The organism is Halorubellus litoreus (assembly GCF_055378595.1).
The window spans coordinates 2103556-2116996 of sequence record NZ_AP043836.1 but is presented as its reverse complement, the minus strand read 5'-3'; the positions used below and the strand labels follow the sequence as shown (position 1 = coordinate 2116996).

Genomic DNA, 13441 nt, shown 5'->3' with positions numbered 1-13441 from the left:
GAGCCGTCGGTCGCGTTCGTCCGCGAGTCGCGTGCGTCGACTCGCGTTCGGGTGACGGTTAGTCGCCGTGCGTGAACCCGCGGTCTGGGAGTGCGTCCCCGCCGACAGTGACGGCGCCGTCGCTCGAGGCGGCTGCGGTGTCACCGGTGACGTCACCGACGACGGTGAGCTCGACCGGGCACGCGTCGCGTGCGGTCGCGATCTCGTCATCGGGGAGCGTGCAGACGAGTTCGAAGTCCTCGCCGAAGAAGACGGTCATCTCGCGAGCGTCCGCGTCGTCGGTCGCGTAGTCGGCGACCGCGTCGACCGCGGGGACGGCGGCTTCGTCGACGTCGATCGTGCAGTCGCTCGCGGCGGCGAGCTGGTGCAGTGACCGTGCGAGGCCGTCGCTGGAGTCCATCATCGCGGTCGCGTACGGGGCGAGGGCGCGACCGGCGGCGACCCGGGGCGTGAACTGGAAGAGGTCGTTCGCGCGGTCGACGTCGCCCGCGTCGAACGCGCGGAGCGCCGCTGCCGAGCGACCGAGTCCGCCAGTGACGCAGACGACGTCGTCCGCGGTGGCGCCGGCGCGGGTGACGGGGTCGTCGGTCTCGCCGAGCGCCGTCGACGCGACCGTGAACTCGTCGTGGCCGTCGAGGTCGCCGCCGACGTACTCCGCGTCGACGCGCTCGCAGACGTCGCGAGCGCCCGAGAGGAACGCCTCGAGGTCCGCAGCGTCGAACGCCGGTGCACCGTACACCGCGACGGCAGCGGTCGCCTCCGCGCCCATCGCAGCGACGTCCGAGAGCGACGCACCGACCGCTCGCCAGCCCGCCGTGTACCGCGTCGTCCCCGCCGGGAAGTCCGTCGACTCGTGGAGCATGTCCGTCGTCACCACCGTCCCGTCGACGACCGCGGCGTCGTCCCCGGCGCGCCCGACCAGGCCGCCGACCAGGTCGAGTGCCGCCCGTTCGTCCATGCCCTCGAATTGCGGTCGAATCGACAAAAGCGACGCGATACCGAGCCCCCGTCCCGCTAGCTCCCGCCCCACGCTGCCGGATCCGTCCCGACACCACCGACTCAATCACGGCGTCACCGGTAGCCGTCGCGGCCGCCGACGGCCGCCCCGCGCCATCGTTACGAGGCGGTGGGTTCAAACAGGGTGCGGTCGTCGGGTCGTGTATGTTCGAGGACGTCGACGGTCGCGCCATCGCCGCCGGATTCCTCGGCGCGGCCCTGGTCCTCCTCGCGCTCCTGTGGTTCGTCGGCGTGGACGAGGTGCTCACGCGAGTGACGAACGCACCGCCGAGCGTGCTCGCACTCATCGTCGCCGCCGCCGTCTGCTGGCTCGCGTCGTGGGGGCTCGCGCTCCGCGCCGTCCTCGCGAGCCTCGGCCTCTCGCTGTCGCGGATCCAGTCGTTCGTCGTGTTCTCCGCGGCGACGTTCGCGAACAACGTCACGCCGTTCGGGCAGGCCGGCGGCGAACCCGTGAGCGCGCTGTTCATCTCGCGCGAAGCCGACACCGAGTACGAGACCGCGCTCGCCGCCATCGCGAGCGTCGACGGCCTGAACTTCGTTCCCTCCATCGGGTTCGCGTTACTCGCAGTCGGGTACTACGCGGTCACCATCGCGTTCAACGACCGGCTCGTGTTCGTCGCCACCGCCGTCGCCGCGCTCGCCGTCGCGCTCGCCGTCGCCGCCGTCCTCGGGTGGCGGAACCGGTACGCGATAGAGCACCGGCTCGTCCGCGGGCTCGCCCCCATCCTCGGGCGCGTGACCGCACGACTCCCCGTCGTCTCACGCGTCAAGGTCGACGTCATCGAGCGCCGCATCGAGGGGTTCTTCCACGCCATCGAGCGCGTCGCGACCGACCGCCGGAACCTCGCGAGCGCGCTCAGCCTGTCCGCGCTCGGCTGGGCGTTCTCCATCACGTCGCTGTCGCTGTCGCTGTACGCGGTCAGTGACGTCGCAGCCGTGAGCGTCGTCGCCGCCGCGATGCTCGCCATCCCCCTCGGCAGTCTCGCCGGCGTCACCCCGCTCCCCGGCGGCCTCGGCGGCATCGAAGCCGTCCTCATCTTCGTCCTGACGCCCGTCCTCCCGGCGCTGGGGAGCGGTGCCGTCGCCGCCGCCGTCCTCCTGCATCGCGCCGCGACGTACTGGCTCCCGCTGCTCGTCGGCGGCGGCTCCGTCGCCGCGCTCTCCGCACGAGCCGAGTAGCACCGCGTCTCGCGGTCGTTCACCGCCGAACACGCCGGATTCGAGCGCGTGGACGCGGCTATCGAATACGATGGACTTTTAGGCAGCGCGGGGGTACGAACCGGCAATGACGACGATGTACGACGTCCCGGCGGACGCGCTCATCGAAGCGCTCGCCGACGACCTCTCGGACCGACTCGAGGAACCGGAGTGGATGATCGTGACGAAGACCGGCAACAGCAAGGAGCTGCCGCCCGAACAGGACGACTTCTGGGCGACCCGCGGCGCCAGCCTCCTCCGGAAGGTCGCGGACAACGAACCGATCGGTATCGAGCGCCTGTCGACGATGTACGGCGGCTCGAAGGCGGGTACGAACCGCTACGGCGTCTCCGGCACGCACCGCGAGGACGGCTCGAAGAAGGTCATCCGGACGCTCCTCCAGCAGCTCGAGGACGAGGACCTCATCCAGACGCGCGAGGGCCAGGGTCGCGCCATCACCCCCGAGGGTCGCAGTCTCCTCGACGACACGGCCGGCGAGGTCATGCATGATCTCGACCGCCCGGAACTCGAGAAGTACGCGTAAGCACGTCGACGAATCGGGGCGCGCGGTGTCGAGTCCCGAAACCGTTTTTTCGCCGACGCACGAAAGCGTTCGTATGAGCGACAGCCAGGACGACCTCGAGAAGCTACGCGAGGAGAAGATGCAGGAGCTCCGCGAGCGAAAGCAGGCTCAAGAGGGCGACAGCGAGGCCCAGGAGGCCCGCCAGCAGGAGGCCGAGGCCCAGAAGAAGGCGTTGCTCCGCCAGCACCTCACTGACGGGGCGCGAAAGCGCCTGAACTCGGTGAAGATGAGCAAGCCCGACTTCGGCGAGCAGGCCGAACAGCAGATTCTCGCGCTCGCACAGCGCGGCCAGATCGGGGGGAAGATCGACGAGGAGAAGATGAAGGCGCTCCTGAAGGAACTCAAGCCCGACGAGAAGAGCTTCAACGTGCGTCGGCGGTAGATGGAGCTGGGGTTGCTCTACAGCGGTGGGAAGGATTCGACGCTCGCCGCACTGTTGCTCGACGACTTCTACGACGTGACGCTCGTCACCGGGCACTTCGGCGTGACCGACGACTGGGAGCACGCGAAGGCGGCAGCGGAGTCGGTCGGGTTCGCGCACGAACGCATCGAGCTCGACGAGGCCGCGGCGCAGGATGCGGTCGAGAAGATGGTCGCTGACGGGTTCCCGCGGAACGGCATCCAGGCGGTCCACGAGCACGCGCTCGAGCGACTGGCCGCGGAGGGGTTCGACGCGATCGCGGACGGGACGCGCCGCGACGACCGCGTGCCGACGGTGTCGCGCGCGCAAGCGCAGAGCCTCGAGGACCGCCACGACGTGGACTACATCTCGCCGCTATCGGGGTTCGGGCGTGGTGCGGTCGACCGGCTCGTCGACTCGGCACTCTCGGTGACCGTCGGGCCGAGCGAGTCGATTCCGCGCGCGGACTACGAGGCGGAGTTACGCGCCTTGCTCCGCGAGGAACACGGCGAGAGCGCGGTCGCCGACGTGTTCCCGGCGCACGACCAGACGTACGTCGAAGGGCCGCGGTAGGGCGTCGTTCGGCGCGCACTCGGCGCACGCTCGGGTTCGTGGTGTGCGTCGGCAAGCGAAAGGTTGGAGGGACGGACTCGCGAAGCCTCGGGTATGTATGATGGACTGAAGGGGTTCAAGGACTTCTATCCCCGCGAGATGGCCGCCCACAGGGAGGTCATCGATACCGTCGAAGGGGCGGCCCGGCGATACGGGTTCCGGGAGGTAGAGACCCCGCGACTCGAGCGCGCGGAGATGTGGACGGACAAGTCCGGTGACGAGATCGTCGACGAGCTGTACGCGTTCGAGGACAAGGGCGGGCGGATGGTGACGCTCGCGCCGGAGTTGACGCCGACGGTCGCGCGGATGGTCGTCGCGAAGCAACAGGCGCTCTCGAAGCCGATCAAGTGGATGTCGACGCGGCCGTTCTGGCGGTACGAGGCCGTCCAGCAGGGACGATTCCGCGAGTTCTACCAGACGAACGTCGACATCTTCGGGTCGAGCGAACCGGACGCGGACGCGGAGATCCTCGCGTTCGCGGCGGACGCACTCGTCGACCTCGGGCTCGACGCAGCGGACTTCGAGTTCCGCGTCAGCCACCGCGACGTGCTCGGAACCGTCCTCTCGGAGTACGGCGACGACGTGGACACGCGCGAGGCGATCCGCGCGGTCGACAAGCGCGCGAAGGTCGAGGAGAACGAGTACCTCGGCCTGCTCGCCGACGCCGGCCTCTCCTACGACGACGCCCGCCAGTTCGACGACCTCCTCGTCGCGGGCGAGGACGACCTCGACGAACTCGTCGCGTTCAGCGACGCCGTCGAACCCGCCGTGGACAACCTCCGCGCGGTCCTCGACGCCGCCGAGGACTTCGGCGTCCGCGAGTACTGCGACCTGTCGCTGACGACCGCTCGCGGCCTCGACTACTACACGGGCGTCGTCTTCGAGTGCTTCGACAGCGCGGGCGAAGTCGGCCGGTCCGTGTTCGGTGGCGGCCGCTACGACGACCTCATCGAGGACTTCGGCGGCCAGCCGACGCCCGCGGTCGGCGTCGCACCCGGCGTGATGAACTCGACGCTCCCCCTCCTCCTGCAGCGCGCGGGCGTCTGGCCCGAGGAGGAACTCTCGACGGACTACTACGTCCTCCAGGTCGGCGACACGCGCCCGGTCGCCGCCAGGGTCGCGCGCGACCTTCGCACCGCGGGGCACGTCGTCGAGACGGACGTCTCCGGGCGAAGCTTCGGCGCCCAGATGGGGTACGCGGACTCCATCAACGCCGACACCGTCGTCATCGTCGGCGAACAGGACCTCGAGAACGACGAGGTCACCATCAAGGACATGGCGTCGGGCGATCAGACGACCGCACCCGTCGACGACTTCCCCGGCGACCGCGAGAAGCCGACGTACGACGACTACGCGTAAACTACCCCACCCTACTCGCTCACGGCGTCGCCGTCCGCTTCGTCGAGCGCCTTCCGGCACCGGTAGACGACGGCGGACTGTACCATCTCGCCGGGCGTCCGGAACGCGGTCGTCCGGGAGAGGAACGAGCTCGTGGTCGCGGCCGCGGGGTCGGCGTCGTCGCCGTCGCGTCGCCCGGCGAACGCGGCGTCGACGTTCGAGCGCGTCCACGGGCTCGCGCCGAGGAAGTCCGCGAACGACTCGAACTCCGAGTGCGCCTGGAGGAACGCTGGACTGAGGAGGGTGGCGAGTGCGGCGACGTCGCCGTCCGCGACGCGGTCGGCGAGTTCGGCGCCCTCGCCGAGCGCGTCCGTGAGGGCGTCCAGGTCCGCGTCCGTGTACGGGCCGTCGTCGAGCGCGAGTCGGTCGGCGAGGTTCGCGCCGACGAGGTCGGCGACCTCCTCGCCCGAGTACTCCGTCATGGAACGGTAGTCGGCGGGTGCGCGGGTAAGCGTGTCGCCAACCGACCGCGGCGACACCGGGCGATGGTTCAAGTAGCGAGACGCGGCGACGGTCGGCGTGCCGTGACGACCCATCGCGGGGCGCGCCCGACGACCAGCGCGACGCCAGCGTCCCGCGACGAACGAGCCAGCGCGCTCACCGTCGAGTAGCGGGCGGCGAGCGCGCTCGGCGAGGCGTCGCCAGTCAGCCCCAAGTCGCCTCCGCCCCACCAGCGGCGACGCACTCCTCCGTCGCAGCGGCGCCGTCGTCCGGAGGGCACTTCTCCCCGAGTCGCGTAGCCGTCGGTATGCGTGCGTTCCGCGTCGCGTACGACGGCCGGCCGTACCACGGCTTCCAGCGACAGCCCCAGGTTCCAACGGTCGAGGACGCCATCTTCGACGCGCTCCGCGACCTCGGCGTGCTCGCGAGCGACGCCGACGCACCCGAGGGATACGCGGCCGCGGGCCGCACCGACGCCGGCGTCTCGGCGATAGCGCAGACCGTCGCGTTCGAGTGCCCGGACTGGCTGACGCCACGCGCGTTCAACGGCGAACTTCCCGAGCACGTCCGAGCGTGGGCGAACGCCGACGTCGACGCCGACTTCCACGCGACCCATCACGCCACGAGTCGCGCGTACGACTACCACCTGTACGCGCCGACCGCCGACGCGGACCGGGCAGCAGCGGCGCTCTCGCGAGTCGAGGGCACGCACGACTTCGCGGACCTCACCGCGGCGAGCGACGACGACACCACCCGCACCGTCGAGACCGCGACCGTCGCCCGCGACGGCGACGTCCTCCGCGTGCACGTTCGCGCCGACGGCTTCCTCTGGGAGCTCGTCCGCCGCATCGTCGCGCTCGTCCGGAGCGTCGCAACCGGCGACCGCAGCCTCGACGACGTCGACCGCGCACTCGCCCCTGCTCCGCTCCCCGACCACGAGCGCGTCGGGCCCGCCCCGCCCGAACCGCTCGTGCTCGTCGACGCAACCTATCCCGACGTCGCGTTCGAGCGCGACGACGAAGCAGCGACGAGCGCCACCGCCGTCTTCGAGTCGGCGCACGCCACCGCGGTCTCGCGCGGTCGCGTGACAGCCGCGCTCCGGGACGGTGTCGACGCACCGGCGTCACCGACCGATGCGGACCCGCGCTGAGTCGGCCTGATCACTTCTCGCCGTGGGACGTGATAGCGATTGGACTTATGCCGCTGTCTCCCGTAGCCGTCGTATGGTCGAGTCATCGTCCGCGACGCGTCGGGCGGCACGCGTCGCGGGGCGCGTCATCTACGTGGCGCTCGTCGTCCACGCGCTCTCCGTCGTCCTCACCGCCGACTGGCCCGAAGTGGCAACGCTCGCGTTCCTCCTCGCAGTCTGGTACGACTATCGCGCGTCGATGACCCTCCGCCGCGTCCACCGGCGGGTGTTCGGCCGTGCGGCCGGTCGCTCCGCAAGGTGAGCGTCACGCCTCCCAGTCAGTCGGCCAGATGCCGGCGGCGCGCATCCCGGCGTCGAAGTCCTGATCGACCATCGCGTCCCTGAGTGCGTCCTCGTCGACGCGACCGACCTCCGTATCGGCGATCTCACGCACGAGGAGCGTGGCGAGCATCGCGTGTTCGCGAACGACGCGGGCGTCGGTCTTGTCGAACGTGTCGGCGGCGGTGTGCCCCCAGCCGCGGCCGCGTTCGCCCGAGTCGCTATGCAGTTGGACGGCGGGAACGCGTTCGCGGAGGAACGGCCAGTGGTCGCTCCACGGGTGCGGGTCGGCGTCCGTCCGAACGGGGTGGTCGACGGCGTCGGCGACGGCGTCGACCGCGGTCGCGAGGTCGTCGCTGCCGTGGGGCATCGCGACGAGGTTCCGGTGGCGCCCTGCGCCGTCGACGTTCACGACCGCGTGGACGTCGTCGAGGTCGAGCGCGTCCGCGAGCGCCGCACCGCCGAGGAGGCCGACCTCTTCGGCGCCGACGCCGGCGACGCGGACGCGAGCGTCGAGCGCGTCTGCGGCGTCCAGCCGGCAGAGCGTGCGAGCGACTGCGACGACGACGGCGATGCCGCAGCCGTTGTCGAGTGCACCCTCAGCGACGTCGTGCGCGTCGAAGTGCGCGAGCACGACGACCTCGCGGTCCGCGTCGGCGGGGCCGAGGACGCCATGAACGAACTCGCTCTCGCCGTCGTCTATCGTCGCGTTCACGTCGAGTTCGACCGCCCCATCGCGGTCGGCGTACTCCGCGAGCCACGCGCCCGTTTCCTTCGAGACGCCGACGCCGGGTGCGGCGGCCGGTTCGTCGAACCGGAGCGACCCCGTGGGCGGGAGCTGGCCGTCGATGTGGTTCCGGAACAGGAACGCTTCCGCGCCGGCGTCGATGGCGTGCCCGAACGACTCCATCCGGTGAACGAACCGGCCGTCAGCGGGCGAGTCCGTTCGGGCGAGCGCGATGGCGCCGTCGAGGTCCGCGTCCGCTATCTCGGCGTGCGTGCCGTGGCCGACGTCGACGAGCGGCCCGTCGACGCTCGCGGACGGCGAGTACGGGAGCGCGACGCCTTCGAACGCGCGGTCGACGGGGTCGGTGACGCGGAGCGTCGTCGCGCCGCGCGTCCACACCGTGAGCGGGAACGACTCCCGGTCGACGTCGCGCACGCCGGCGTCCCGGAAGGCGTCCGCGACGAGGTCGGCGGCACGGGCTTCCCCGGGGTGACCGGCCATCCGGTCGTCGAGCTCGCAGAGGCGTCGCAGGAACCGCCGCGGTTCGTCGTCGCGCCACGTCGCACCGAGCGCGCTATCGAGGTCCATGCGTTCCCGTACGAGCGCGAGCGTAAGCCAGTTCGGCCCGCGGCGAGACCGACGACGGCGTCGTCACTCGACGAGGAACCGCCTCGAGGAACGGTCGCGCGACCGAACCGGCGAGACCGTGGCGAGTGGCAACGCTTACCTGAAGCTATGGCCAAGAGCGTGCCATGAGTTCGGTCCCCGAGCGGTCAGAGATCGACGAGGAGTACAAGTGGGACCTCGAGAGCATCTACGCCTCCGACGACGAGTGGGAGGCCGCCTTCGAGGACGTGAGTGAACGACTGGAGGACCTGCAGGCGTACGAGGGCGCGGTCGTCGAAGACGGTGAGACGTTGCTGGAGACGCTGGAGACGCGCGACGACGTGATGCGGGAGGTCGCGAAGGTCGCGAACTACGCGCAGATGCGGTCCGCGGAGGACACGACGAACCAGCAGTACCAGGCGTTGTCGGCGCGCTCGCAGTCGCTGGCGTCGGACGCGAGCTCGGCGGCGTCGTTCATCGAACCGGAGATCCAGAGTGCGAGTCGCGACGAGGTTTCGGCGATGGTCGAGGCGACCGACGGCCTGGAGCAGTACGAGCACTATCTCGACGACGTCCTGCGGACGAAACCGCATACGCGCTCGGCGGAGGTCGAGGAGGTCCTCGCGGAACTCGGTGAGGTCACGCACGGGAGTGGTGACGTGTACAGTATGCTCGCGAACGCGGACATGGAGTTCCCGACCGTCGAGAAGCCCGACGGCGATGCCGTGGAGATCACGCAGTCGAACTTCACGACGCTCCTGAAGAACCAGGACCGCGAGTTCCGGCAGACGGTCCACGAGGAGTTCTACGACGAGTGGGCGGATGTCCGGAACGCGGTCGGGACGGCGTACAAGAACTCCGTGAAGGCGGACGTGAAGGAGGCGCGCGTCCGGAACTACGAGACGGCGCGCGAAGCGGCGATGGACGGCCCGAACGTGCCCGTGGACGTGTACGACAACCTCGTGGAGACGGTGCGGGAGAATCTCGACAAGCTCCACCGACACAGCGAGCTGAAGGCCGAGGTGCTCGGTGTGGACGAACTGGAGATGTGGGACGTCTACATGCCGATGACGGACTCGGAGAGTCCGGACGTCGAGTACGAGGAGGCGACCGAGTACGTCGTCGATTCGCTCGGCGTCCTCGGCGAGGAGTACCAGTCGCGGGTCGCGGAGGGCCTGGAGTCGCGGTGGGTGGACGTCTACGAGAACGAGGGGAAGCGAGCGGGTGCGTTCTCGAGTGGGACGTACGACACGCAGCCGTTCATCATGATGAACTACCAGGACGACATCGCGTCGATGTACACGCTCGCGCACGAACTCGGGCACTCGATGCACTCGCAGTACACGAAGGACGCGCAGCCGTACGTGTACTCGAGTTACGAGATCTTCGTGGCGGAGGTGGCGTCGACGGTGAACGAGACGCTCCTCACGCAGCACCTCCTGGATACCGTGGACGATCCGGAGTTCCGCCGGCACGTCCTGAACGAGTACCTGGAGCGGGTGCGGTCGACGCTGTACCGCCAGACGATGTTCGCGGCCTTCGAGCATCAGGCCCACGAGTTGGTGGAGGACGGCGAGGCGCTCACGCCGGACGTCCTCGACGAACTCTACGGCGACCTCAAGCGCGAGTTCTACGAGCCGGCGAACGTCGACGAGCACATCGAGCGCGAGTGGATGCGTATCCCGCACTTCTATCGCGCGTACTACGTCTACCAGTACGCGACGGGTATCTCGGCGGCGGTGGCGCTCAGCCAGGGGATACTGGAGGGTGACGAGGATGCGGCGGCGCGCTACCGCGAGTTCCTCTCGAAGGGCTCGCGCGAGTACCCGCTCGAACTCCTTTCGGGTGCGGGCGTGGACATGTCGACGAGCGACCCGATCCAGTCGGCGCTCGACGTCTACGACGACTATCTCGACGAGATGGCGGCGCTGATCTGACCGTCGGGCCCGCGAAGAGTATCGAGACGGGGGTGTCGGTCAGTCGTCGCCGGGTTCGTCGGCGTCTTCGAGGTCGATCTCGACGGGGTCGTCGGCGTCCTCGACGTCGTCGGTTTCGTCGTCTTCGGAGAGTGCTTCCGGTTCGTCGTCGGCGTCGCCGGTCGCTGCGGTCTCGGCGTCCACGGTGGTCTCGGCGCTCGCTGCGAGGAGGAAGCCGGTGAGGCCGGCGGCGATCATGCCGGCGCCGCTGGCGCGCGTCGCGTCGACGTACCAGTCGCGGGGCGTGAACTCGCCGTCGCCGAGGTCCTCGTAGCGCGTGGCGAGCGAGAGTTTGTCGCCGAGGACGGCGGCTTTCTTCGGGGCGACGAGGGTGACGACGCCGACGGCGACCGTTCCGAGTGACGCGACCTTCCGGAGCTTCGGGTTACCGAGCATACACGAACGTTCGGGGCGGGCGACCAAAAGCCCGTGCCTTCTGACGTTGGGTGGCGTCGACGGAGTCCCGTGGTGTGGTCACTCGGCGTCGTCGAGTCGGGCGCTCTCGCTCCACGCGGAGCCGTCGACGTCACCGGCGGTCTTGAACGTCCCGCGGGCGGTGGCGACGAGCGTGTCGTCGTGCGTGATCCGGACGTCGGCGACGGCGACGGTGTCGCCGTCCTTCCGGACGTCGGCTTCGGCGTGGAGGTCGCCGCGAGCGGGTGCGAGATGGTCGAATCGGATGTCGATGGTCGGTGTGGGTTTGTGGTGGAGGCTGATGACGGCGGCGCCGGCGACGGTGTCGGCGAGCCCGTGGACGACGGCGCCGTGTGCGACGTCGCTGCCGGGGACCGACGAGTGGTGGTCGTCGAACGCGAGTTCGCCTTCTGCGTGCCCGTCCTCGGCCGCGGTGACCTCGATGCCGAGGTGCCGACAGTACGGGATCTGGGACATGATGTCCGCCAAGTCCATGCCAACCCCTCTGGACCCCAACCTCAAACGCGTTGTGTGTTCTCAGCGACCTACGTCTCTAGCCGCGACAGCTACTCGCGTGTCCACCGTAGCGAGTGTCGAGGAGACTACCATGGGAGCAGACGTCTACGATCCGAACGCGATAGACGACGCGCCGGTCGCGGAGCGCTATACGGCTATCGAGACCGACGATGGCGACCTCGTCGTGTTCGACGCGAAAGCGGAGGACGCCTGGATTCAGGCCACTGACGCGACCTGCCTCCCTCGACTCAGGTGACGACGGGAGCGGTGAGAGCTCGCCGGGACGCGTCGAACCGGGTGTTCGTCGGCGACCGGAATCACTACCTGTCCGGTCCGCGCACGCCGACGCATGCAACTGGGCGTCATCGGCCTCGGTCGGATGGGGCGCATCGTCGTCGACCGGACACTGGACGCGGGCCACGACGTGGTCGCGTTCGATCTGGACGAGCACGCGGTCGCGGACGCGGCTGACGCGGGCGCCGAACCCGCGGAGTCCGTCGTCGACCTCGCCGAGCGACTCGGCGACGACAAACGAATCTGGTTGATGGTGCCCGCCGGGGACGCGGTCGACGCGGCACTCGACGACCTCGAACCGCACCTCGACGGCGACGACGTCGTCGTCGACGGCGGGAACTCGTACTTCGAGGACTCGGTGCGGCGCGCGGAATCGACCGACGCAGCCTATCTCGACTGTGGAACGAGCGGTGGACCGGCGGGTGCAGCGGTCGGGTTCTCGCTGATGGTCGGCGGCCCGAAGTGGGCGTACGACGAGCTCGTGCCGGTGTTCGACGCGGTCGCGACCGGCCCGGACGGCCACGACCGCATGGGGCCGGCCGGCAGCGGGCATTACGTGAAGATGGTGCACAACGGCGTGGAGTACGCGCTCATGCAGACGTACGGCGAGGGCTTCGAGCTGCTCGCGAACGGCCGGTACGACCTCGACCTGGAATCGGTGGCGCGGACGTGGAACAACGGCGCTGTCATCCGGTCGTGGCTCCTCGAACTCTGCGAGGAAGCGTTCAGGGAGGAGGGTAACGACCTCGGGACGGTCGCGGACCGCGTCGAGGGCGGGTCGACGGGGACGTGGACGGTGCAGGAGGCGCTGGAGCAGGAGGTCGCGGTCCCGCTCATCTACGAGGCGCTCGGCGAGCGCTTCGACTCGCGCACTGAGGACCCTGGAAAGTTCTCGCGCCGCCTCGCGAACCGTCTCCGGTACGGCTTCGGCCGGCACGACGTTCCCCGGACCGACGACGCCTGACGACCGTCACTCGCTTCCGTCGGTGGTCGTGTCGCCGTAGACGAGTTCGAGCGTCGCATCCACTTTCTCCGTGCCGTCGAGCAGACTGCCGTCGGTAAGCTTCGTGCGTCCGCGAATCGTCGCGAGCGCGTCGCCGTCGGTGAACTCGGTCGCGGGGGCGAACGTCGTCCGGAACCGGTACGCGACCCCCTGACTGGACGGCTCGGGCAACGTGACCGTCCACGACCGCAGTCGGTCGCTCGTCTCGCTCGCCAGTCGGAACGCGGCGTCCGGACTGTCGGCATCGACGGTCGTCATGTTCGTCTCCGCAGCCGTCACCTCGCCGTCGACGCCCCGCCAGTCGTGCTCGCCGCGGACGTTCGCGTACCGCCACTCCGACCCGAACGCGCTCGCGCCCGACCGAACGCGGTGGAAGCTCACGACCACGAGCGAGCCGTCCGCACGCTCGAACGCCGCCGTCGACGACTCCAGTTCACCACGCGGCGCCCCGCCGCTGCGCGCGTCGTCGAGCGCCACCAACTCGGGGTCCGCGGGCGCCGTCGCCCCACGCCCGAACCGCGCCGGCTCCCCGGAACTCGACCCCAGCGCCGAACACCCCGCCAGCCCGGTCGCAGCCGCGAGCGACCCCGCTCCAAGCACCGCGCGTCGACTCGGCATACCAGACGCTTCGAGCGAACGCCTATCCACCTTCGGAAAGCGGAGCCAGCAACTCCACGACCAGTACCCGAAAAACGTGGGCGAAAAACCGGAATCGACCGCTCGCTTACGCGCTGTTCACGTCGAACTCGATCGCCGCACCCTGCCGGCGACCACCTTTTCTCGGTCCGG

Annotated in this window: 16 protein-coding genes; 10 read left to right on the top strand and 6 right to left on the bottom strand. The window is 69.7% G+C overall.

The window, feature by feature from the left end; all coding sequences use genetic code 11:
- Positions 1 to 58: 58 nt before the first annotated feature.
- Positions 59 to 958: a thiamine-phosphate kinase gene (gene thiL / locus ACZ48X_RS14730; RefSeq protein ID WP_336348987.1), complete on the bottom strand. Its 900-nt coding sequence runs from the start codon at positions 956 to 958 to the stop codon at positions 59 to 61.
- 203 nt (positions 959 to 1161) lie between these two features.
- Here thiL and ACZ48X_RS14725 point away from each other — a divergent pair, with 203 nt between their 5' ends.
- The 5 genes from ACZ48X_RS14725 (at position 1162) to hisS (ending at position 5168) form a co-directional block, all read left to right on the top strand.
- On the top strand, positions 1162 to 2196 hold the full coding sequence (locus ACZ48X_RS14725) for a lysylphosphatidylglycerol synthase transmembrane domain-containing protein (protein WP_336348988.1): 1035 nt from the start codon (positions 1162 to 1164) through the stop codon (positions 2194 to 2196).
- A gap of 106 nt (positions 2197 to 2302) precedes the next feature.
- Complete coding sequence (locus tag ACZ48X_RS14720; RefSeq protein ID WP_336348989.1) at positions 2303 to 2758, top strand: 30S ribosomal protein S19e; 456 nt, start codon at positions 2303 to 2305, stop codon at positions 2756 to 2758.
- A 73-nt stretch (positions 2759 to 2831) separates the two neighbouring features.
- Positions 2832 to 3179 (top strand): DNA-binding protein, encoded by a 348-nt coding sequence (locus ACZ48X_RS14715; RefSeq protein WP_336348990.1) that lies wholly within the window; start codon positions 2832 to 2834, stop codon positions 3177 to 3179.
- Entirely contained in the window at positions 3180 to 3770 is a 591-nt protein-coding gene (locus ACZ48X_RS14710) for a DUF7411 family protein (RefSeq protein WP_336348991.1), read from the top strand.
- A gap of 93 nt (positions 3771 to 3863) precedes the next feature.
- Positions 3864 to 5168: a histidine--tRNA ligase gene (hisS, locus tag ACZ48X_RS14705; RefSeq protein WP_336348992.1), complete on the top strand. Its 1305-nt coding sequence runs from the start codon at positions 3864 to 3866 to the stop codon at positions 5166 to 5168.
- An 11-nt stretch (positions 5169 to 5179) separates the two neighbouring features.
- Here hisS and ACZ48X_RS14700 read toward each other — a convergent pair whose 3' ends face one another.
- Positions 5180 to 5629, bottom strand: coding sequence for a hypothetical protein (locus ACZ48X_RS14700; protein ID WP_336348993.1), 450 nt, complete (start codon positions 5627 to 5629; stop codon positions 5180 to 5182).
- Positions 5630 to 5955: 326 nt separating this feature from the next.
- On the opposite strand from ACZ48X_RS14700, the gene truA reads away from it, so the two are divergent.
- Together truA and ACZ48X_RS14690 are read left to right on the top strand one after the other, a co-directional pair.
- Positions 5956 to 6798, top strand: a complete 843-nt coding sequence (truA, locus tag ACZ48X_RS14695; protein WP_336348994.1) for a tRNA pseudouridine(38-40) synthase TruA — start codon at positions 5956 to 5958, stop codon at positions 6796 to 6798.
- Positions 6799 to 6871: 73 nt separating this feature from the next.
- The gene (locus ACZ48X_RS14690) at positions 6872 to 7099 is read left to right on the top strand and encodes a hypothetical protein (RefSeq protein WP_336348995.1); all 228 of its coding nucleotides are present in this window, start codon (positions 6872 to 6874) and stop codon (positions 7097 to 7099) included.
- A gap of 3 nt (positions 7100 to 7102) precedes the next feature.
- Here ACZ48X_RS14690 and ACZ48X_RS14685 read toward each other — a convergent pair whose 3' ends face one another.
- Positions 7103 to 8431: a M28 family metallopeptidase gene (locus ACZ48X_RS14685; protein ID WP_336348996.1), complete on the bottom strand. Its 1329-nt coding sequence runs from the start codon at positions 8429 to 8431 to the stop codon at positions 7103 to 7105.
- Between the two features lie 164 nt (positions 8432 to 8595).
- On the opposite strand from ACZ48X_RS14685, the gene pepF reads away from it, so the two are divergent.
- Entirely contained in the window at positions 8596 to 10386 is a 1791-nt protein-coding gene (gene pepF, locus ACZ48X_RS14680) for an oligoendopeptidase F (protein ID WP_336348997.1), read from the top strand.
- A gap of 39 nt (positions 10387 to 10425) precedes the next feature.
- Here the strand turns inward: pepF and ACZ48X_RS14675 are convergent, their stop codons facing one another.
- Together ACZ48X_RS14675 and ACZ48X_RS14670 are read right to left on the bottom strand one after the other, a co-directional pair.
- Complete coding sequence (locus ACZ48X_RS14675; RefSeq protein WP_336348998.1) at positions 10426 to 10821, bottom strand: DUF6199 family natural product biosynthesis protein; 396 nt, start codon at positions 10819 to 10821, stop codon at positions 10426 to 10428.
- 78 nt (positions 10822 to 10899) lie between these two features.
- Positions 10900 to 11334 (bottom strand): PaaI family thioesterase, encoded by a 435-nt coding sequence (locus ACZ48X_RS14670; protein WP_336348999.1) that lies wholly within the window; start codon positions 11332 to 11334, stop codon positions 10900 to 10902.
- A 112-nt stretch (positions 11335 to 11446) separates the two neighbouring features.
- Between ACZ48X_RS14670 and ACZ48X_RS14665 the strand changes: the two genes are divergently transcribed.
- Positions 11447 to 11611: a DUF7331 family protein gene (locus ACZ48X_RS14665; protein WP_336349000.1), complete on the top strand. Its 165-nt coding sequence runs from the start codon at positions 11447 to 11449 to the stop codon at positions 11609 to 11611.
- Positions 11612 to 11704: 93 nt separating this feature from the next.
- Positions 11705 to 12613 (top strand): phosphogluconate dehydrogenase (NAD(+)-dependent, decarboxylating), encoded by a 909-nt coding sequence (gene gnd / locus ACZ48X_RS14660; RefSeq protein WP_336349001.1) that lies wholly within the window; start codon positions 11705 to 11707, stop codon positions 12611 to 12613.
- Positions 12614 to 12619: 6 nt separating this feature from the next.
- On the opposite strand, the gene ACZ48X_RS14655 is transcribed toward gnd, so the two are convergent.
- Positions 12620 to 13270, bottom strand: coding sequence for a hypothetical protein (locus tag ACZ48X_RS14655; protein WP_336349002.1), 651 nt, complete (start codon positions 13268 to 13270; stop codon positions 12620 to 12622).
- Between the last annotated feature and the right edge of the window lie 171 nt (positions 13271 to 13441).